This is a genomic window from Hyphomicrobium sp. D-2 (assembly GCF_029872155.1).
Taxonomy (GTDB): Bacteria; Pseudomonadota; Alphaproteobacteria; order Rhizobiales; family Hyphomicrobiaceae; genus Hyphomicrobium_A.
In genome coordinates, this window is sequence record NZ_JARXLA010000001.1 from 188,285 (window position 1) to 206,602 (window position 18,318).

General features: G+C 58.9%; 21 protein-coding genes. 18 read left to right on the top strand and 3 right to left on the bottom strand.

Features of this window, described 5'->3' with window-relative positions; genetic code table 11:
- Window positions 1–397: 397 nt before the first annotated feature.
- Together QEZ49_RS00850 and QEZ49_RS00855 are read left to right on the top strand one after the other, a co-directional pair.
- Window positions 398–1,072, top strand: coding sequence for a response regulator transcription factor (locus QEZ49_RS00850; protein WP_068464442.1), 675 nt, complete (start codon window positions 398–400; stop codon window positions 1,070–1,072).
- Entirely contained in the window at window positions 1,062–2,510 is a 1,449-nt protein-coding gene (locus QEZ49_RS00855; protein ID WP_280383312.1) for a HAMP domain-containing sensor histidine kinase, read from the top strand. The genes QEZ49_RS00850 and QEZ49_RS00855 overlap by 11 nt, the downstream gene beginning before the upstream one ends.
- 302 nt (window positions 2,511–2,812) lie before the next feature.
- On the opposite strand, the gene QEZ49_RS00860 is transcribed toward QEZ49_RS00855, so the two are convergent.
- Window positions 2,813–2,947, bottom strand: a complete 135-nt coding sequence (locus QEZ49_RS00860) for a hypothetical protein (protein ID WP_280383314.1) — start codon at window positions 2,945–2,947, stop codon at window positions 2,813–2,815.
- Window positions 2,948–3,373: 426 nt separating this feature from the next.
- Between QEZ49_RS00860 and QEZ49_RS00865 the strand changes: the two genes are divergently transcribed.
- The 16 genes from QEZ49_RS00865 to QEZ49_RS00940 all read left to right on the top strand — a co-directional run bounded on the left by QEZ49_RS00865 (window position 3,374) and on the right by QEZ49_RS00940 (window position 16,052).
- Window positions 3,374–4,225 (top strand): cytochrome c biogenesis protein CcdA, encoded by an 852-nt coding sequence (locus QEZ49_RS00865; RefSeq protein WP_280383316.1) that lies wholly within the window; start codon window positions 3,374–3,376, stop codon window positions 4,223–4,225.
- Window positions 4,226–4,277: 52 nt separating this feature from the next.
- A complete protein-coding gene (mauB, locus tag QEZ49_RS00870; protein WP_280383318.1) occupies window positions 4,278–5,513 on the top strand; it encodes a methylamine dehydrogenase (amicyanin) large subunit in 1,236 nt (411 codons plus the stop codon).
- An 11-nt stretch (window positions 5,514–5,524) separates the two neighbouring features.
- Window positions 5,525–6,076 carry a MauE/DoxX family redox-associated membrane protein gene (locus tag QEZ49_RS00875; protein WP_280383320.1) on the top strand — a complete coding sequence of 184 codons (552 nt, stop codon included), beginning with the start codon at window positions 5,525–5,527 and terminating at the stop codon, window positions 6,074–6,076.
- Window positions 6,077–6,091: 15 nt separating this feature from the next.
- On the top strand, window positions 6,092–6,721 hold the full coding sequence (gene mauD, locus QEZ49_RS00880; RefSeq protein WP_068464347.1) for a methylamine dehydrogenase accessory protein MauD: 630 nt from the start codon (window positions 6,092–6,094) through the stop codon (window positions 6,719–6,721).
- Window positions 6,722–6,760: 39 nt separating this feature from the next.
- Window positions 6,761–7,312 (top strand): methylamine dehydrogenase (amicyanin) small subunit, encoded by a 552-nt coding sequence (mauA, locus tag QEZ49_RS00885; protein ID WP_280383321.1) that lies wholly within the window; start codon window positions 6,761–6,763, stop codon window positions 7,310–7,312.
- Between the two features lie 81 nt (window positions 7,313–7,393).
- A complete protein-coding gene (locus QEZ49_RS00890; protein WP_280383324.1) occupies window positions 7,394–7,762 on the top strand; it encodes a cupredoxin family copper-binding protein in 369 nt (122 codons plus the stop codon).
- Window positions 7,763–7,799: 37 nt separating this feature from the next.
- Window positions 7,800–8,720 (top strand): methylamine utilization protein MauJ, encoded by a 921-nt coding sequence (locus QEZ49_RS00895; RefSeq protein WP_280383326.1) that lies wholly within the window; start codon window positions 7,800–7,802, stop codon window positions 8,718–8,720.
- An 11-nt stretch (window positions 8,721–8,731) separates the two neighbouring features.
- Window positions 8,732–8,944 carry a twin-arginine translocase TatA/TatE family subunit gene (locus tag QEZ49_RS00900; protein WP_280383328.1) on the top strand — a complete coding sequence of 71 codons (213 nt, stop codon included), beginning with the start codon at window positions 8,732–8,734 and terminating at the stop codon, window positions 8,942–8,944.
- A gap of 526 nt (window positions 8,945–9,470) precedes the next feature.
- Window positions 9,471–9,764 (top strand): hypothetical protein, encoded by a 294-nt coding sequence (locus tag QEZ49_RS00905; RefSeq protein WP_280383330.1) that lies wholly within the window; start codon window positions 9,471–9,473, stop codon window positions 9,762–9,764.
- An 8-nt stretch (window positions 9,765–9,772) separates the two neighbouring features.
- Window positions 9,773–10,183 (top strand): hypothetical protein, encoded by a 411-nt coding sequence (locus tag QEZ49_RS00910; RefSeq protein WP_280383332.1) that lies wholly within the window; start codon window positions 9,773–9,775, stop codon window positions 10,181–10,183.
- A gap of 16 nt (window positions 10,184–10,199) precedes the next feature.
- Window positions 10,200–10,385, top strand: a complete 186-nt coding sequence (locus tag QEZ49_RS00915; RefSeq protein ID WP_280383334.1) for a hypothetical protein — start codon at window positions 10,200–10,202, stop codon at window positions 10,383–10,385.
- Window positions 10,382–11,770 carry an amino acid permease gene (locus QEZ49_RS00920; RefSeq protein ID WP_280383336.1) on the top strand — a complete coding sequence of 463 codons (1,389 nt, stop codon included), beginning with the start codon at window positions 10,382–10,384 and terminating at the stop codon, window positions 11,768–11,770. The genes QEZ49_RS00915 and QEZ49_RS00920 overlap by 4 nt, the downstream gene beginning before the upstream one ends.
- 415 nt (window positions 11,771–12,185) lie before the next feature.
- Window positions 12,186–13,571, top strand: coding sequence for an amino acid permease (locus tag QEZ49_RS00925; protein ID WP_280383337.1), 1,386 nt, complete (start codon window positions 12,186–12,188; stop codon window positions 13,569–13,571).
- 67 nt (window positions 13,572–13,638) lie between these two features.
- Window positions 13,639–14,313, top strand: a complete 675-nt coding sequence (locus QEZ49_RS00930) for a hypothetical protein (RefSeq protein ID WP_280383339.1) — start codon at window positions 13,639–13,641, stop codon at window positions 14,311–14,313.
- Between the two features lie 85 nt (window positions 14,314–14,398).
- Window positions 14,399–14,686, top strand: coding sequence for a hypothetical protein (locus QEZ49_RS00935; RefSeq protein ID WP_280383341.1), 288 nt, complete (start codon window positions 14,399–14,401; stop codon window positions 14,684–14,686).
- A 526-nt stretch (window positions 14,687–15,212) separates the two neighbouring features.
- Window positions 15,213–16,052 carry a TorF family putative porin gene (locus QEZ49_RS00940; RefSeq protein WP_280383343.1) on the top strand — a complete coding sequence of 280 codons (840 nt, stop codon included), beginning with the start codon at window positions 15,213–15,215 and terminating at the stop codon, window positions 16,050–16,052.
- A gap of 499 nt (window positions 16,053–16,551) precedes the next feature.
- On the opposite strand, the gene QEZ49_RS00945 is transcribed toward QEZ49_RS00940, so the two are convergent.
- Window positions 16,552–16,995: a hypothetical protein gene (locus QEZ49_RS00945; RefSeq protein ID WP_280383345.1), complete on the bottom strand. Its 444-nt coding sequence runs from the start codon at window positions 16,993–16,995 to the stop codon at window positions 16,552–16,554.
- Between the two features lie 347 nt (window positions 16,996–17,342).
- Window positions 17,343–18,215 (bottom strand): ribonuclease T, encoded by an 873-nt coding sequence (locus QEZ49_RS00950; RefSeq protein WP_280383346.1) that lies wholly within the window; start codon window positions 18,213–18,215, stop codon window positions 17,343–17,345.
- Window positions 18,216–18,318 lie beyond the last annotated feature (103 nt).

The following is an 18,318-nucleotide window of genomic DNA, read 5'->3' on the forward strand; positions in this document are numbered from 1 at the left end:
TGGAAAAGGAGCCACCGTCGCGATACAGCGATCCGTTCCAAGCCGCTGCAGCCGCAGCGCGCATTGCGGATTGACGCCGACAACGGCATCTCAAGTTGACTAGTTTTGCGTGCGCTTAACCCCAGAACCGGCATGCAACACTCAGCTCAAACTCCATAAGACAGTGTGCCACATGCGGCCTTGTCGCAATCGCAGAAATGAACCTTACAGAACATGTAAGGTTCGAAGATGTTTCGGAGTGGATTGTAGGGAAAACGGCAATCAAAACGCATATACTACAGCTATTTTGAGGTAATTATTGTGACCGGCACATGTGCGCTTATTGCGCAGTGGCGTTCTTTCAAGCTATGAAAAATACGCGGCTGCAGAAGACCTGCGGCATCAAGGCGTGTCGGTTATGCGAATATTGATGATCGAGGACGACGCCGAAACCGCGTCGTTCGTCAGCAACGGCTTGCGACAGGCAGGTCATACCGTGGATGTCGTTGCGGACGGCAAGGACGGAGTGTTGCTTGGCATCCAGGAGGATTTCGATCTCGTCATTCTGGATCGCATGGTGCCGGGTCTCGACGGTCTTTCGGTGGCGCGCACACTGCGCAGCAGCGGCCGCCCAATGGCGATCCTTTTTCTCACCGCACTAGGTAGCATCAACGAGCGGGTGCAAGGACTGGATGTTGGCGGTGACGATTACGTGGTGAAGCCGTTTGCATTTTCCGAGTTGTTGGCGCGGGTCAACGCTCTGGGCCGCCGCTCTCCGATACGTGATGAGCACGAGAAGCTTTCAGTAGCGGATCTTGAGATGGACGTCGCGCACCGCATTGTCACGCGCGACAATCAGCCGATCAATCTGTTGCCGCGCGAGTGTCTGCTTCTGGAGATCCTGTTGCGCAACAAGGGACGCGTGGTGTTGCGCACGATGCTGCTGGAGCGCGTGTGGGGCTTTCGCTTCGAACCTAAGACCAGCGTAGTGGAAACGCATATTTCCAGATTGCGGGCGAAGGTAGACAAGCCGTTCAAAACTGCTTTGATCCATACGGTCAGAGGATGCGGCTACTCGATCTATGAAGGCTGATTTCCCGCTTACCCGCTTCCATGTGCAGATTATCGCTGCTTCTGGCCTCCTCATGGTGGCGGCCTTCAGCCTGCTGTTTTCGTTTTTCTTCATCGAGACGCACGATGCGCTGGCGTCCAGGGCGCAGGCGCGTGTCACGCGCGTATTGAGTGGCTTGGTGGAGTACGAAAAGCGCAACGGCTTCGATGAATTGCTGCGCTTCGTCCGCTCAGAGCAGATCTGGGATGACCCCGATCCACCGTTTGTGTCGATCCGCCTCCCGAACGGCGAGACTATTCTGCACACTTCCGCTGAGGTCAGTCCCGTTGCGGCGTGGGGAGCATCAAAGCTGTCCATTCGCTCGCTGACGGTCGGCTGGGGGCTGTCGAGCAGGCTCGTGCATGTCGCTTCCGCACCGTTAAACGGAGGCGAGATTCTGGTGGGCATGAGCGAAGTGAAATCGGCGCGCGCCCGCGACTGGGCGATTGCCGGCTTTGCGTTGCTGACGCTTGCCTCGCTGGCAACGGTGTTCGCAATTGGGCTGATGTTGTCAGGCCGTTCGCGCCAGCGCGTGAACGAGATGACGTCGACGCTGTTCGATTTTGTGTCCGGCAACACCGATCGACGGGTGCCGATGTCGGGGCATGCGGACAGGCTGTCCGATCTCGCGCTGGCGATCAACGGCACGCTGGATTATGCGCAGCGGCTGCTGTGGAACCTGAACTACATGACAGCGGACATTGCGCATAACCTGAAGAAGCCGCTTACGCGGCTGCGCCAGCGGCTTGAGCTTGTCAGCAAATGCGAGTTCGGAAACGCGGATCTGTCGCGCAAGATCGACGAAGGCATCGAAGATATCGACTCGCTGGTCGTTATTTTCGAAGCGCTCCTGAACATTGGGCAGTTGCAGTCAGGCGATCGCCGTTCGCGGTTTGTCGATGTCGATCTGGGCAACCTTCTGCATCACATCGCTGACATCTACGAGCCGATCATCACCGACCATGGCCATAAACTGGAAGTTTCGCTGACCAGTCAGGAAGTGCGTCCGGTAAGCGGCGACCGCGAGTTGCTGCTCGAGATGATCGTGAACTTTGTCGAGAACGCCATTCAGTATTGTCCGGAAGGCACGACGATACGGTTGGCGCTGCGGCAGTTGCGAACCGGATTGGAAGTTGTCGTCAGCGATAACGGTCCGGGCGTGCCGGCATCGGAGATCGAGCATCTGTTTGAACGCTTCTATCGCCTGGGCGGGGCAAATGAAGCGAAGCAGAAAGCCGGCGGCCATGGCCTCGGCATTCCGTTCGCAGTGGCAATCGCGGAACTACATGGCGCCTATGTCGAGATCGAGGACAATCGGCCCGGTTTGCGCGTGGTGATCCATTTCCCGAACGATCCGTTCACGCGCTCGCAGCTTGGACTGCGGCTGCGTTCGGGCTACGGCGTGACGCCGTCGTCGTAACCGCTGGCAAATGACGTAGATGGCGACCAAACCCGCGATATACTTTTGCGGGGCGCCTCCGGATCGAAGTGTGCCCGCCCATGCGCCTGCGGAATACGGAACACACAAGGCGTGCGCAGAGCGTTACGGTCGTGGTGTGGATGACGACTGCGCCGTGGCGTCAAGCAGGCCGACGGACAAGCTGAAAATTTGCCACTGATCGTCGGCTGGCTCGAACAGCAACTCACAGCCGATCTGGTGCGCATGAAACTGAAAGTGGCCCTTCAGCAGCAACCGCGGACTGTGCGCGGCAGAGACAGATTTCAAACATTCCGCTTGTGCTGAACATGGCGCGCTTCGCCCATTCTCAATTGCGCGGCGACGGCCAGGACGTGGGCGATCATCGGTTGTTCAACAGCCATGCTGCAGCGCGCATCCGCCGGTTTCTTCACGCCCAACAGTGTCAGAGCCCCAGCCCAAGTGGCCAATTTCGGCTCTCCAAGGGCGAAAAATGGCCCTGTTCAAGGGCCTTCCAGAGATTTTTTGCTTCTTGTCAAAAATGTAAGGGAGCTTCGAGGCGGGTGACAGATTGACCCGTCATGGTGCCATCAGTGTCGCATTGACTGGTGGTTAACGGCCGATCCTGAAGCGGTTCTTCCCGTCAATGTGCGCGCCTGTTGAGCGGTATGCCGTGCAACGGGAAGGCGGTTGGATCGCCGCGCTGCCTCCTCGGGTAGCGGTTGACGATCCTAATCGAATGCACAAGCGGAACGAGCCTGATCTTAGGTCCGCTGACAGCTTGGGCATTGTCACAAGTCAATCCGGCGCACGACGTCGGCAAAAAAATGTCGACTAGGGAAACGCACCGAGAGGAGAGGCTGTAAATGGCCGAAACTTGGCAACAAAACGGGCACTCATTCCATGAGAGTGCCGTCGAGGGCGTCGAAGATGTGATGCTCTTCGCGCGGCCGTGGTCCGCCACTGCGCGGTTCGCTGTCTTGGCGCTCAGCGCCATTGCAGGCGCTGCTGCCGCACTTCACTTCGCATCGGGCGTTGCGCTCGAAACCGCCATGCTCTGGCTGCTGGTTCCGGCCGCGTTTGCCGGTGGCCTGCTGTCTACATGGTCGCCGTGCGGGTACTCCAGCGTGTGTCTGCTGCGTCCGAACGGCAGCTATTCGCTGCGCTCGGTGGCCGCCTGGACGCCTACGCTCATTGCACACTTCGTCGGCTACGGACTTGGCGCGCTGGCCCTCGGTGGCGCGCTTGGATATGCCGGATATGCCATGGGGCTTGGCTCCTACATGGCCTACACGATCCCGGTGTTCGCGGTTCTGCTTGCGGCCTATGGCGCGCATCAGCTTGGGTTCCTCCGTGTGCCCTATCCGCAGCGCCGTTGTCAGGTTCCCCACGACGCGCGTCAGCGCTTCCCCAAGTGGGTGATCGGTCTGCTCTATGGCTTCTCGCTGGGTCTGAATTACCTGACCTACGTGCAGACGCCGCTGCTCTACGCAGTCACGGGTGCTGCCCTGTTCTCGGGCAACGTTGCTTTCGCCATCGGTATCTTCCTGGTGTTCAACCTCGGCCGCTTCCTGCCGCTGATGCTGAACGCGCTGCCGATGTCCGATCGCTCCATCACGGCATGGCTGGCGAAGCGTCAAGAGCAGGCTGCAATGCTTGATGGCGCCATTCTCGTCGCCGCAGGCACTGCCGTTATGGCGATGTACCTGACCGCCTGATTTCCACGTCGTCTCTCAGCATCAGAATAAACGCTGCCTCAAGGAGGAAACAATGACGCATAACTCAACGACTTCGGAAACGCTGAAAAAGTACCGGAACGCGCTGCTTGGCGGCGTGGCTAGCCTGGTGCTCATCGGCGCTGCCGGTGTGGCCAATGCTCAGCAGGGCCCGTCGGGAGCTGAAGTTCCCAAGCAGCTCGGCGCGCAAGCCACGTCGGAGCTGGAAGATACGCCGGTGATCCTGTCGGCACCTGCTCCGGATGCTCGCCGTCTTTACATCACCGATCCGGCTCACTTCGCCACCACGACCCGCACCTTCACCGTTGACGGAAACGACGGCAAGGTTCTGGGCATGATCGACGGCGGCTTCCTGACGAACCCGTTTGCAGCCACCGACGGCAGCTACTTCGGTCAGGCCAGCACGGTCTATTCGCGTGTCGCTCGCGGCAAGCGCGACGACTACATCGAAGTTTACGATCCGAAGTCGCACGAAGTTATCGCTGACATCGACATCCCGGAGAGCCGCTTCCTCGTCGGCACCTATCCCTGGATGACGACCGTCACTCCGGATAACAAGTCGCTGCTCTTCTATCAGTTCACGCCGTCGCCGCAGGTTGGACTCGTCGACATCGAGAACAAGAAGTTCGTATCGATGATCGACGTGCCGGATTGCTATCACATCTTCCCGTCGGCAAACGATGCGTTCTTCGCGCACTGCCGCGACGGCAGCATGGCGAAGGTGAAGTACGGCAAGGATGGCAAGGCTGAAATCAGCCAGTCGAAGCCGTTCCATGGCGAGGAAGAGTACCTCATCAACACGCCGGCTTACTCGATGAAGGCTGGCCAGCTGGTTTGGCCGACCTACGACGGCAAGATCTTCCCGGTCGACCTGTCTTCGGGTGAAGCCAAGTTTGGCACGCCGTTCGATGTCTTCACCGAGGAAGAGCGCAAGGACAACTGGCGCGTCGGTGGCTGGCAGCCGGTTGCCTATCACCGCGACAGCGGCGAGGTCTATCTGCTTGGCGATCAGCGCGCAAAGTGGACGCACAAGTATCCGAGCCGCTTCGTGTTCGTTCACGACGTGAAGACCGGCAAGCGTCTGCGCAAGATCGACCTTGGACATGACATCGACTCGATTGCGGTGAGCCAGGACAAGAACCCTGCGCTCTATGCTCTCTCTACCGGTGAGAAGAAGCTCTACATTCTCGACTCTCAGTCGGGCAAAGAGGTCTCTTCCACTGACGAGTTGGGCCATGGTCCGCAAGTCATGATCGCTCACGATAACTGATCGAGGAAGCCATGTGGTTTTTAACAGACCCACTGGTGACGATCTTCCTGCGAGCGTTCCTCGCTCTCCTGTTTGCCGGCGCAGCTTATTCCAAGCTGCGCCATCAGGAAGAGTTCTTCGGTGTGGTTCGTAACTTCCGGCTGATGCCGGAATGGATGGCCGCTCCGTTTGCCGCGGTACTCCCGTGGGTGGAACTTGCTGTTGCGGTGGGACTGCTGGTCAATCCGGCAGTTCCCTACGCGGCCGTGGCGGCGGGCGGACTGCTTCTGCTGTTCGCTCTCGCCATCGGCATCAACGTTGCGCGTGGCCGGAAGGCAATCGACTGTGGTTGCTTCCGTAACGGCTACCGCCAGAACCTCAGCTGGATGCTGGTTCTGCGTAACGTGGTGCTGGGCGGCGGTGCTCTGATGCTGGCTGGTATTGCAGACATCTCCCGTGCTGCAACGCTGTTCGACATCACCACCGGCGTAATGGCCGCAGGAGTCGCCATGACGTTGTACCTCACGGCTGGATTGCTCGGCGGTGTCGCGAACATCGCAAAGAGCAACGGTCATCTCTATTAGGAAAGGCAGTGCACAATGGCGATCGAGTTCCTGATTGCATCAAACGTTCTGCTCTGGCTCACGGTCATCGCTGGTGCGGTCGTGCTGCTGGGGATTACACGGCAGGTTGGCATCCTTCACGAGCGCTCTGCTCCGCTCGGCGCAATGATTACCGATCACGGTCCTGACATCGGCGATAAGGCGCCGACGTTCGAAGTTGTCGACTACTACGGCAAGCCGGCCCGCATCGGCGGCGGTGGACGTGAGACGCTTATCATGTTCACGGCTCCGACCTGTCCGATTTGCGACAAGCTGCTGCCGATCATCAAGTCGGTTGCTAAAGACGAGAACGTCGCCGTGTTCCTGGTGAGCGATGGCCAGCCTGAAGATCACGCGCTCTTCCTCAAGAAGCATGATCTGGCCGGCATCCCGTACATCGTTTCACCTGAAGTCGGCATGCGCTTCCAGGTCGGCAAGATTCCCTACGGTGTCGTTATCGACAGCCACGGGAAGATCCGCGCGAAGGGCCTGACGAACACCCGCGAGCATCTTGAAAGCCTTCTGGAAGGTGCTCGTACCGGTCATGCGTCCTTGCAGGACTACATGAAGAAGACCGGCATCAACGGGATCCACGCCAACGGTAGCGGCGTACACGCCGAGCATTGAGCCGCAAGAACATAGCGACATCTGGAGGAGGAATACCCCATGCTAGAGAAATCAAAGTTTGACGACATTCTGGAAATGGTAACGCGCCGCGTCGCCAGCCGCACCAGCCGCCGTGGCTTCATCGGTCGCGTCGGAACGGCACTTGCCGGTGCTGCGCTTGTTCCGCTGCTGCCGGTCGATCGTCGTGGCCGCACCAGCCGTGCTCACGCCGCTTCCGGTGGCCGTGAAGGCTGGATCCCGCAGGATCAGGACAGCAAGCAGTGCGACTACTGGCGTCACTGCTCCATCGACGGCAACATCTGCGATTGCTGCGGTGGCTCGCTCACCAACTGTCCTCCGGGCACGCGTCTGTCGCCTTCTTCGTGGGTGGCAAGCTGCTACAATCCTGGCGACAAGCAGGCCTACCTGATCGCCTATCGCGATTGCTGCGGTAAGAACGTTTGCGGCCGTTGCGGCTGTCTCAACACCGAAGGCGAACTGCCGGTCTACCGTCCTGAGTTCGCTAACGACATCATCTGGTGCTTCGGCGCCGAGGACGATGCAATGACCTATCACTGCACGATCTCGCCGATCGTTGGCAAGGCGAGCTAATCTACTCCCTGGACTGACTTTGGGCAGCGATGAAGCACGCTTCATTGCTGCCCTTTTTCCCTTCAACGTATGAGACGTGTCATGTCAAAACTCAGGAATCTGCTCTTACTTGTAGCCCTGGCGGCGCCTATGAACGTTGCTGTCGCCGCCGATGCGATGGAGGTCGTTGCAGCTGATGCAGTGCCTGCCGACGCAGTTCACGTCGATATCGCCAAGATGAAGTATGCCCCGGCGAAGCTCGAAGTCGAAGAAGGTCAGACGGTGTTGTGGACCAACAAAGACGCGATGCCTCACAACGTGCAGATCGCCAATCCGTTCAAGATCGCCGGCAACATGCTGCGCGCTGGACAGACCTTTGCGATCAAGTTCAATCAGCCTGGCGAGTACGCATATACTTGCACGCCACATCCCTTCATGAAGGGTGCCATCACGGTGAAGCCTAAGGGCTGATCGAGGCTGAAAGAGAGATTTTACAGGAGATCCCGCAATGTGGATTCCTCACAACCAGCTTGGTCCGCTTCGTGCGGAGTCGTCCAGGGAAGTCATCGAGGCTTCGCAGGCGGCCACTGAAGAGCGCATGTTCGTGGTGGGATTTATACTTTGCAACACGCTGACCAAGGCGTGGGAGACGGATCTTCTTGTTGTTCCCGATGAAGCCAAACGGGAAATTGAAATTGACGGCCGGCCGGCGACGTTGCACGCATCGGCCAACGTCGCCGGCAAGCTGCACGAATTGATTTACACCATTAAGGCAACGAGTGCCGCGGATGCGCTGGCACCTGTCTATCGGCATGTGAACGACGAGCTGGATAAGCTGGCGCTTCAGTACGGACGCAGTTTTGAGCTGGTCGGCTGGCGCCTGGCCGATGTGGAGTATGAAGCGCGCTGGCGGTTTGTGCCGTTCCGGCCTAGCGCACTGCTGCCGGAGCTTAAAACCGGACCGTTGCCGGAAGCATACGTAGAGGCGCTGCAGCTTTATCGGCAGGCGCGCAACGCGGTCAGCCCGGCATGGCGATTGATAGCGGCGGGCGCCATTGTCGATGCAGCGGTTTCCCGGCGTGCCCCGTTCGATGGCGGCAATATCGACTATGCAACCCTTCCGGTTGCTGTTGATGTGCTAGTGCGCAGCGGCACGCTGATGACGCATCCGGAATTGAAAGACGCGAACATGACAGCGGTGCGCGATGTGGTGGAGACCGCGCGCAAAACGCTGCTCGAACAGCTTGTGACGTTTGGGGGATCGCCTGCCGCTACGGAGCGGCGTGACTTTGCGGCGGCGACAGCGCTTGTGGCATTGGCGAACCTGGCCGACCTCGCCGCACATAATCTGCTGACTGTGAGCCTGCGCGAAAAGGGTTTCTTTATTGCGCCGGAGCCGGCGGAACAGCCTGAAATGACAGACGCCTGAGGATATACACCATGGGACTTAGCATGACGCATCTGGTTTTGCTGCTGGTGATGGCTGTCCTGTTGTTCGGACGCGGTAGAATTGCGGGCCTGATGGGCGATTTTGGCAAAGGTTGGCGCGAATTCAAGCAGGGCATGACGCAGCAGCCGGTGCCGCGTACCGTTGCGATCACCCGCCAGCCTGCACCGCGCGCGATCGCCGATTTGCGGGACGAGCGCTACTAGAGTCGTGCCGCCTTCGATCGGAGCGCGGAACTGCTGCAGTTGATTGTGTCAGGCGTGCTTCCCGCCGGAAAGCGCGTCCCGTTATGCTGACTGAACGCTGGCGTTGGCGTCGGCACGGTTGCGTGCCAGTGCGCCATGGAGCACCGGGTGGACCGACAGCGTTCATCGCCGCCCAATCGTATCCCAGCTTGTGCATATCTGGCGCTGTCACCCTCGGCAGTTTGGAATAAAGCCAAATCCGTTAATGCCGGTTGCGTCGCGCATTATTCAACAACGTTCGATGGCATGCGATCGAACGGCGATTGTATCTGGCGCACGCCTGCAATCTTAGCGCGGGTTTGCGCATTCCTGGCCGCAAAGATTTACCAAGCGACGCCGCGCAAGACGTGTCGCGTGGCCGCATGCATGCCGCAGCTTGCCAAGCGGAGGCTGGAAGCGCAAATTTGTCCCGAAAAAAAATGATTGCCGGAACGGCAACTTGAGAAACGCAATTGAAGCCCGCAAAGGGCCGCAAGGGGATGAGTGTATGCAGCAGAAACCTTCTGACGCACGTGTCAAAAGGATGTTCGCGCGCGACCGTGTGTGGGCCTTCGCGGCCGTATTCGCATTGTGGTGCGTCTATGCATTCGCATTTTGGCAGCTTTATGTAAGCCAAAACGAGCCGGGTGTGCTTTGGGCGCTTGGGATTGGCGGCAGTCTGGTCCTGCTCTTCAACACCGCGTCCATCATCGCAATGATCCTGCATTATGCGCAGGACAAAGATCACATCTATCGTCTCGACATCTATTACCTGGATGAGATGAAACGGGCGAAGGGCTAGGTGCTGTCATGGCGAAGGCACCTTATCGACCGCCTGTGCAATCTCAGATCGGTCAGATCTTCGACACGCTGTTCCTGCTGGCGCTTGTGTTGGCTTCGCTGTTCGCGCCCGTCTATCTCGGGTTGGCGGGCAGCGGCAAGACCACAGTGGAGTTGAGCGATACATCCTGGGCGGGCATGAAGCAGAACGCCACCATGCAGGCGCAGTGGGAGAAGCTCGGTTACACGGATGGGACTGAAGCGAAGGATGGCAGACAGCCGGCGTCGAAACTGATCGCGACGCGCTTCGACTACAACTTCAGCTTCGTCGAGCTTGCCGCCAGCGCGCTTGTCGTCGTCGCGTATTTCTTCATCGTCTTCTACTGGTCGAAGAAGGAATATCGCGAAGTGATCGACGAGCGTTTCGGCAACAGCGAATAGATTTCGCGAGGATCGCATGAACACGTTCGCGTTGCTTGAATATTCCGCGTGGGGGCTTTCGATCTTGCTTGGCCTCTGGATGCTGGTCGATATGTTCCGAACGGACCGCAGCTATTCGGAAGACCTTCTCACCTCCTCCAGAGAAGGCGAAATCGAAGATGCTTCGGCGGTCGACCCGCCGCAAAAGCGGGGCTCTCGGTGACTGCTGAGACTTCACCGGCCAACGGCGAGCGCATCTCGCTGCTGCGCGTCTTGGGGCCTGGGCACGTATGGGCCCTTGGCGTCGGCATCGTGCTGGTCGGCGAATACATGGGCTGGAATTTCGCCGTCGGTAAGGGCGGCGCGATTGCAGCGTTGATCGCCTGCTGGTTTGCCGGATTGCTTTACACCTGCGTGGCGATGATCGACTCCGAGGTGACGTCGACGGTCGCGGCTGCCGGTGGTCAGTATGCCCAGGCGAAGCACATCGTTGGCCCACTGATGGCTTTCAACGTGGGCCTCTATCTCGTTTTTGCCTACACTATGCTGGAAGCCGCCAACGCCATTACGCTGGGCCATCTGGTGCAGACGGTCGGCGCGATGGCGGGGTTCGAGAACACGAACGATAAACCGTTCATCGTGCTGACGATCATGTTTCTCGCTTGGCTGAACTACCGCGGCGTCTACACAACCCTGACCTTCAGCCTTGTCATCACCGCGTTCGCTTTCATCTCGATTTGCGTGCTGTTCTTTGCGGTGCAGCCGTGGAGCGATGTTTACATTCAGCACGATCAGATGTTGACAGGGCTGCCGTATGGCTGGCTGGGCGTGCTCGCGGCGTTGCATTTCGGCATGTGGTTTTATCTCGGCATCGAAGGCACGACGCAGGCGGCCGAGGAGGTGCGTTCCCCGGCGCGTGCGCTGCCGCTTGGCACCATGACCGGTATCATCACGCTGCTGATCGCCGCGACCATGACCTGGTATATCTGCTCCGGCCTGATGCCGTGGGAGTATCTCGGGCAGTCGGTGACGCCGCTGTTCGACGCCGCCCGACTGACGAACTCAACGCTGCTGATGGTGCTGCTGTTTATCGGTACGATATTTTCAGCGCTCGCTTCGGCGAACTGCTGCATCAACGATGCTTCACGCGCCTGGTTCTCGATGGGCCGTGACCATTACCTGCCGCAGGTTTTCGGTGCCGTGCATCCGAAGTATCGCACGCCGTACCGCGCGATCGTGTTCCTGGTGCCGGTGGCGCTTGTGTTCGCCTACTTTGCGCCACTGGATCGGGTGATCACGTTCTCGATCTTGTCCGGCCTGCTCGAATATACGTTCATGGCCTTCAGCGTTATTCTGTTTCGCAAAAAGTGGCCGCTTGGATCGATCAAGCGGGGCTACGTACATCCGTTCCATCCGCTGCCGGCTGTCATGCTGCTGGTGCTGTGCGCGGCAACCTATTTTGCGGTTTTCCTGGGCTATGGAACTCAGCTCATCGCGATGATGGTTTTCTATATCGTGGCGTCGTTGTGGTTTGCGCTGCACCGCTACAAATATGTGCGCCGGGGTGAGCAGTTCGCGATGCCATGGCCAAAGCCGGTAGGCTACTGATTGGCGGGTGTGCCTTACGCGCGCGTCGTCGTTGTGGCCTTGCCCGATCACTGCGCGTTCAGGTTGCTACCATCATCCAACTTGTCAATGGACACCATGCAGAGCAAATTTACGTCGGAAAAATAGCTTGCCGACAAGGCAACATGGGGAAGCGCAATCCAAGCCCGCAAGGGGGGAGTATGCAGCAGAAGCCTTCTGGCGCTTGCGTCAAAAGGATGTTCGGCCGCGAGGACAGAGTTTATGCCCTGTCTGTGCAGACATCTGCGATCTGGGCTCGAAGAAGTGCGCAGGGAAAGCCCGCTGCGACGACGATAGCTTCATATCGACTGCCGCTTCATTCTCGGGCGTGCCAAGTTTCCAGCGCGCTGTCAGAAGACGCCACAGCACCTGCCTCGCTGCAAAAGCGGAGCATTAGGTGAAAGTCGATGCATCTTCCAGTGGCGAGCGCATCTCGCTGTTGCGCGTCCTTGGCCCGGGGCACGTATGGGCCCTCGGCGTCGGCATCGTGCTTGTCGGCGAATACATGGGCTGGAATTTCGCGGTCGGCAAAGGCGGCGCGATTGCAGCGCTGATTGCCTGCTGGTTCGCCGGTTTGCTTTACACCTGCGTGGCGATGATCGACTCCGAGGTGACGTCCAGCGTTGCTGCTGCGGGTGGTCAGTACGCGCACGCCAAGCACATCGTCGGGCCGCTGATGGCCTTCAACGTCGGGCTCTACCTTGTGTTTGCCTACACTATGGTGGAAGCCGCCAATGCAATCACGCTGGGCCATCTGGTGCAGATTGTTGGCGTGATGGCGGGGTTCGAGGACGCCAGCGATAAACCGTTCATCGTGCTGACGATCGTGTTTCTGGCCTGGCTGAACTACCGCGGCGTCTACACAACCCTGACTTTCAGTCTCGTCATCACAGCGTTCGCTTTTGTATTTATATGTGTGCTGTTCTTTGCGGTGCAGCCGTGGAGTGACGCGTACATCAAGCACGACCAACTGTTGACGGGGTTGCCGTATGGCTGGCTGGGCGTGCTCGCGGCTCTGCATTTCGGCATGTGGTTTTATCTCGGCATCGAAGGCACGACGCAGGCGGCCGAGGAGGTGCGTTCCCCGGCGCGTGCGCTGCCGCTTGGCACCATGACCGGCATCGTAACGCTGCTGATAGCGTCGACGATGACCTGGTATATCTGCTCCGGCTTGATGCCGTGGGAGTATCTCGGGCAATCGGTGACGCCGCTGTTCGACGCCGCGCGGTTGACAAACTCAACTCTGCTGATGGTGTTGCTGTTTATCGGCACGATATTTTCAGCGCTCGCTTCGGCGAACTGCTGCATCAACGATGCTTCACGCGCCTGGTTCTCGATGGGACGCGATCGCTATCTGCCGCAGGTGTTCGGCGCCGTGCATCCGAAGTATCGCACGCCGTACCGGGCAATTGCCTTTTTGGTGCCGGTGGCGCTGGTGTTTGCCTACTTCGCGCCGCTGGATCGGGTGATCACGTTTTCGATCTTGTCCGGCCTGCTCGAATATACCTTCATGGCCTTCAACGTTATGCTGTTCCGGCGCAAGTGGCCACTTGGATCGATCAAGCGTAGCTATGTGCACCCGTTCCATCCATGGCCGGCGGTGATACTTCTGGTCTTGTGTTCTGCGACGTACGTTGCGGTTTTCCTGGGTTACGGAACTCAGCTCATCGCGATGATGGTTTTCTATATCGTGGCTTCGCTGTGGTTCGCCGTGCACCGCTACAAGTATGTTCGGCGAGGCGAGCAGTTTGCGATGCCGTGGCCAAGGCCGGTAGGATACTGACTATCGCGCGCTAGCCTTCGGCGCAGCATCGGCTCGCTGGCATCACGATTGAAAGAAGGATAGCTCGTTGCTTGGCGCGTTTTTGATCGCGAGTATCGCCGGTGCGGTGGCGGCATGGGGCTATCGTGATCATCGCCGAATGGTTGCGCAACGGCGGCGACTTCTGGATCAGTGTGCGGATCTGTTCGAAAACGTTCAGGTCACGCACAGTGGTGACGGATTTCCGACGCTTGCAGGCGAACACGGCGGACGGTCGTTCCAGGTTCGGCTGTTCAATGATGGCATGACAATCCGGCGGCTGCCGCAGCTCTGGCTGCAGGTCACAGAGCTGCGGCCAATGGATATCGGGGCCAGTGGCTTCGCTGTTCTGGTGCGGCCTTCGGGTTACGAGTTTTTCAGCCTCACCGCGGATTTTCATCACTTTATCGATGTGCCGACAGGCTTTCCGCGCGAGTGTATCGTGCGAGGGGAAAGTCCTTTATCGGAGCACATGTTGCAAAGGGTCGGGGCAACGGTTGGCGGCATACTTGCCGATCCGGTCATAAAGGAAGTGGCTGCAACCCGGAAAGGTTTGCGCCTTATCCGTCAGGTCGACGAGGGGCGGCGAGGAGACTACCTCCTCCTTCGACAGGCGGCGTTTGACCGTGGCCCGGTTGCCGTCAGTACTTTGATCGGGGCGATTGCGAGCCTTCGGACGCTTGCTGACGGTGTGGAAGGTTGTGCTGCCGACGACGCCAGTTAAGGAGAGCAACGGTGGCGGCGTTGATGCACGCAATGGGCGAAATGGCTTCAATTATCGATAGAAGATCATCTCAAATCACACGCCGATGACGAATAAACACAAGCGGCCAATCAATCCTTACCTAATTCTTGCATTGGCTATTGTTTTGCCGGGTGCGGGCCATGTTGCATTGGGATTGCCACAACGCGGTTTTGGCTTTGCCTTCTTTTCTCTGCTACTGGCACTGGCGACCTGGCATACGGCCGGGCCGGAGATTTCATTTATAGGTCGCTCGGCCGGCGGGCTGTTCGTGTGGGCGCTATCGATTCCAGACGCTTATCGGATTGCCCGCCTGCGCTATGAAACGTGGATGCGCGACAATCGCGCGGCTTAGGCCTCGCACTATTTGCTCGTCAATTATGCAGATGACGGCCAATTCAGCAAACATCGCTATGCGGTCCTGGAGAAATATCGCCCGATCGCTGGGTGCGGCAAACCTGTATCCAAAGCCCGTCAAACGTTACAGTTTTGCCAAGTAAACAGGCGGCATCCGCACAAAAAATAGGCTTGAGTGGCGTGCGTGCAACGGATGTAAATGCGATCAATTGGATAACTCCATTTATCCTTGTGAACTCCCGTGAATTAGTTCGTTCTTTCAACAGCTCAATGTGGATTCTTGTACGGCGTTCCGCAGATGCATTTCCGAAGCTGGCTTCGTCGGCTTGGGGAGAGGGAACACTGATCGGCTGATGCAACGTCAGGGTGATCGGAGAGTACGGAGCGGAGAGCGTGGTTGTCTTGCGTCACAGCGCTCATGTCCCGCTGTCGGGGAAACATGAAGTCGGGTGAGCACCATCTGAGCGCAGTGTCTCAGTACGCCGATGGGTGCCGGCCGGGAACGCAAGAGGAATTAGATCGGCATGACGAAATTTTCAAAATTGGCGGGCGCTTGCGGGGCGGCTGGACTGGCGCTGGTCGCGCTCTCCGGTAGCGCGGTCGCTGACGGATACGAGGGCTACCAGGTGGCGGCTCCTGCTGCTGCACCGGCACGTGAGTTCACGTACTCCTTCAACCTCGCTGCAACCTCGGACTACATCTTCCGTGGTTTCTCGCAGTCGAGCCGTGATCCCGTTCTGCAGGGCGGCGCCGACATCGGCTACGGCATCTTCTACGCCGGTTACTGGGTCTCCGGCGTTGATTTCGATAACGGCGTTCGTCCCTACACCACGGGCGGCAACGCTAACGCGGAAATGAACCTCTACGGTGGTTTCAAGCCGACCTGGAACGGCGCTGAGTTCGATTTCGGCGTTATCTACTACTTCTATCCGGGTGCATCTGATCGCGGTGCTGAGCTTGACATGGTCGAGTTCAAGGCTGGCGTCAGCGGCAACCTGATCCCGAACCTTGCCACGGGCCTGACGATCTTCTGGTCGCCGGAATACACCGGTGAGACCGGCAGCGTCTGGACATTCCAGGGCAATGCTGGCTACGAGTTCCGCAAGATCGGCATCTTCACGCCGACCATCAACGGTACGCTCGGTTATCAGATCGGCGATGATGCAAACTATCGCGCTGCCTTCGGTAATGGCCGCGACAACTACCTCTACTGGAATGCCGGTCTGGATCTCGCAGTTGAGAACATCAACTTCGACTTCCGTTACTGGGATACCAACGTGAGCAACTCGGGCAATTTCTGCAATGGCCCAGTGTTCCAGTGCGGTTCGGCGTTCGTGTTCTCTGTCAAGGTTACCGTCCCTTGATCAGTCTGAGCTGATGGCTACGGAGTCGAGCGTTCGCGCTCGACTCCGGCGCTTTCTCTGAGTTCTTAATTTTTGTGCTCGCACGGAATTTCCGTGGCGGGCATTTTGTGTTTTCTGATGCGGCGTATACAGAGATCGACACAGCGCTGTCATACAACGGAGCTATTGCTTCCGGCGGAATTCACGATTTGGCGGTGGTAGTCCGTTGGCTTTTCAGCGGTGAACTGCGCGCCAATGCGCCGGGCATACCTCCGCCCTCAGTGGTGTGCCCGCGAGGCCAGGGGCCAGCTTTCGGTTCTCGTCGGAAACCCGCTGCCGGCAAGATGCGCGAGCTGGCCTCGTAAGCCTTCAGCTCAGAAGATGTGAGCCGCTTGCCCCACCGAAAAAAGTCGCCCAACGTCTGCTATCGGCGCGCATATGTGCGTACGAGAAAGCGGGCCAGTCGCACTGTAAAGCCGCCGGCCGCTGTACGCTGATGATGATCGCGCGGAGTTCGGCGCTATTCGCCGTTGTTCAGGATCGTGTAGCCGGATGCCAGCACGGCATCTTCGCGCTGCCGATCAGCTTCAAGCCGCAGGGCAAGGCCGTCCGGCGGGCAAGGACGCCGTAGCGTGCGGTTGGTCGCACGATCGAGTTCGAGACTCGTGCAGGCATTGGGGCTGACTTGATGGATCGTTGGCAGGCTGCCTGTCATCAAGATTTCATCGGCGGGCAACACCATCTCGGCGAAGGCCGATTCGTCTTCAGCAGTGGCGACCGCACTCGGTGAATGTTTGGCGCCTTGCCAGATCAGAGATCCGCCGACGACGCTTACCAGCGCGGCCGCGGTGACTTTCCATAGCGAAGGGCGCCGGGGCTCGGCGGGCAAGGGGTGAAACACCCAAGAGACCGCCGGAACGGGCAATGCCTCGTCCCGCTGATCCTCTGATGTCGTCTCCCGCATCGTGCATCCGCCTGCCTGTGAATCACTTCTGCAAGTCTGCGGAGCAATGTGTTGCCGGGCAACCCCATTGGTGTGGCCCAGGTGCTTCGAACCGGCGAATTTCCACAGAGGGTGGCCGAAAAGCTCACGGAGTGGACGGCACGTCGCTGCGATGCAGCAACGGCATGCGTCGCGTGGTGCACGATCTATCGTAGGCCGATACGCGAACAGATCACTGTCGCGCAGTCATGCGGTAGAACAGTTCACCGGCGCGCGCGCCGGTATTGGTGCGGCGCGGCCATCATCGGGTTCCGCTGCGGATGCGAACAGTTGGTGCGACAGCCGCGATCAAGTTCACGCGATCAGCTTCAGTCGCGCCAGTCCAGAATCTTGGGGCGGGGCAAACCGCGATCGCGTTCCGGTTTCATATCGGTAGGCGTGCTGCCGGTGTTGGCGCGCCGTGGCGATGAACGCACCGGCGGGACGTTGACCTGACGGGCGCGGCACATCTTGTTCTGCGCTTCGTTGTCACCGCACGCACGGCCCTGGCCGTTGCGGGTAAAGCAGATGCGGACGTCGCGCAGGCGATTGCCATAGCCAGAGCAGCCGACAGATATCATTTCAGGACGCAGCCAGTTATTGGCGCGAACGAACTCGGCCTCGACATCTTCCGGTGACATGAACTGCGCTTCAAACGGATTGCGGAAGCGGTCCGGAATTTTCACGACATTGAACAGGCGGCGCGAGAGCGCATAGTAGGCTGCCGGATCTAGCCCCGAGCATGTGCCGTGCGTGCGGTATTCGTGAATGACGAGCCCGCGCGATGGCATGATGTCCAGCATGCCATTGATGACTTCATTCGGCACGAAGGGACGCCGGCGTCCGGGCAAACGACACGCTTCCGGGTAGCCGCGCTCATACTGCGGCCACACGCCGTGCAGCACGAAGCCATGGCGGTGTCCGTCGATACGCGCGCATTGCTCGTCGTCGCGCCCTTCCTGGGCGTTGGAGCAGTGCGTGGGGCTCCACGACATCACCATGGTGTAATAGTCGAACGCGCCAGCCGTGTTGGGAGGCGCCATGCCGCCTGGGCCCTTCGGCTTGGAGGCATTGCTCGGCCATGACGATGAACTGCGCCCGTGCTGTTCCTGTGCGTTGGGGGCATCAATGTTGCGCAACACGAGTACGGCCAGCGCACAGAGCACGATGACGATGATCGACGGTATGGATTTGTTTTTCATCGGCAGCGCTGTGTGTCCGTGCGTTGATGTCGAGTAGCGTTATTGTCGAATATGGCCAGAGAGGCAGGATTTTGTGGCGGTCTGATGCCTCAATGGCGCTACC

Coding starts and splice junctions, on each gene's coding strand:
- QEZ49_RS00850 (WP_068464442.1), top strand. CDS start 398: ATGCGAATATTGATGATCGAGGACGACGCCGAAACCGCGTCGTTCGTC.
- QEZ49_RS00855 (WP_280383312.1), top strand. CDS start 1,062: ATGAAGGCTGATTTCCCGCTTACCCGCTTCCATGTGCAGATTATCGCT.
- QEZ49_RS00865 (WP_280383316.1), top strand. CDS start 3,374: ATGGCCGAAACTTGGCAACAAAACGGGCACTCATTCCATGAGAGTGCC.
- mauB (WP_280383318.1), top strand. CDS start 4,278: ATGACGCATAACTCAACGACTTCGGAAACGCTGAAAAAGTACCGGAAC.
- QEZ49_RS00875 (WP_280383320.1), top strand. CDS start 5,525: ATGTGGTTTTTAACAGACCCACTGGTGACGATCTTCCTGCGAGCGTTC.
- mauD (WP_068464347.1), top strand. CDS start 6,092: ATGGCGATCGAGTTCCTGATTGCATCAAACGTTCTGCTCTGGCTCACG.
- mauA (WP_280383321.1), top strand. CDS start 6,761: ATGCTAGAGAAATCAAAGTTTGACGACATTCTGGAAATGGTAACGCGC.
- QEZ49_RS00890 (WP_280383324.1), top strand. CDS start 7,394: ATGTCAAAACTCAGGAATCTGCTCTTACTTGTAGCCCTGGCGGCGCCT.
- QEZ49_RS00895 (WP_280383326.1), top strand. CDS start 7,800: ATGTGGATTCCTCACAACCAGCTTGGTCCGCTTCGTGCGGAGTCGTCC.
- QEZ49_RS00900 (WP_280383328.1), top strand. CDS start 8,732: ATGGGACTTAGCATGACGCATCTGGTTTTGCTGCTGGTGATGGCTGTC.
- QEZ49_RS00905 (WP_280383330.1), top strand. CDS start 9,471: ATGCAGCAGAAACCTTCTGACGCACGTGTCAAAAGGATGTTCGCGCGC.
- QEZ49_RS00910 (WP_280383332.1), top strand. CDS start 9,773: ATGGCGAAGGCACCTTATCGACCGCCTGTGCAATCTCAGATCGGTCAG.
- QEZ49_RS00915 (WP_280383334.1), top strand. CDS start 10,200: ATGAACACGTTCGCGTTGCTTGAATATTCCGCGTGGGGGCTTTCGATC.
- QEZ49_RS00935 (WP_280383341.1), top strand. CDS start 14,399: ATGACGAATAAACACAAGCGGCCAATCAATCCTTACCTAATTCTTGCA.
- QEZ49_RS00940 (WP_280383343.1), top strand. CDS start 15,213: ATGACGAAATTTTCAAAATTGGCGGGCGCTTGCGGGGCGGCTGGACTG.
- QEZ49_RS00945 (WP_280383345.1), bottom strand. CDS start 16,995: ATGCGGGAGACGACATCAGAGGATCAGCGGGACGAGGCATTGCCCGTT.
- QEZ49_RS00950 (WP_280383346.1), bottom strand. CDS start 18,215: ATGAAAAACAAATCCATACCGTCGATCATCGTCATCGTGCTCTGTGCG.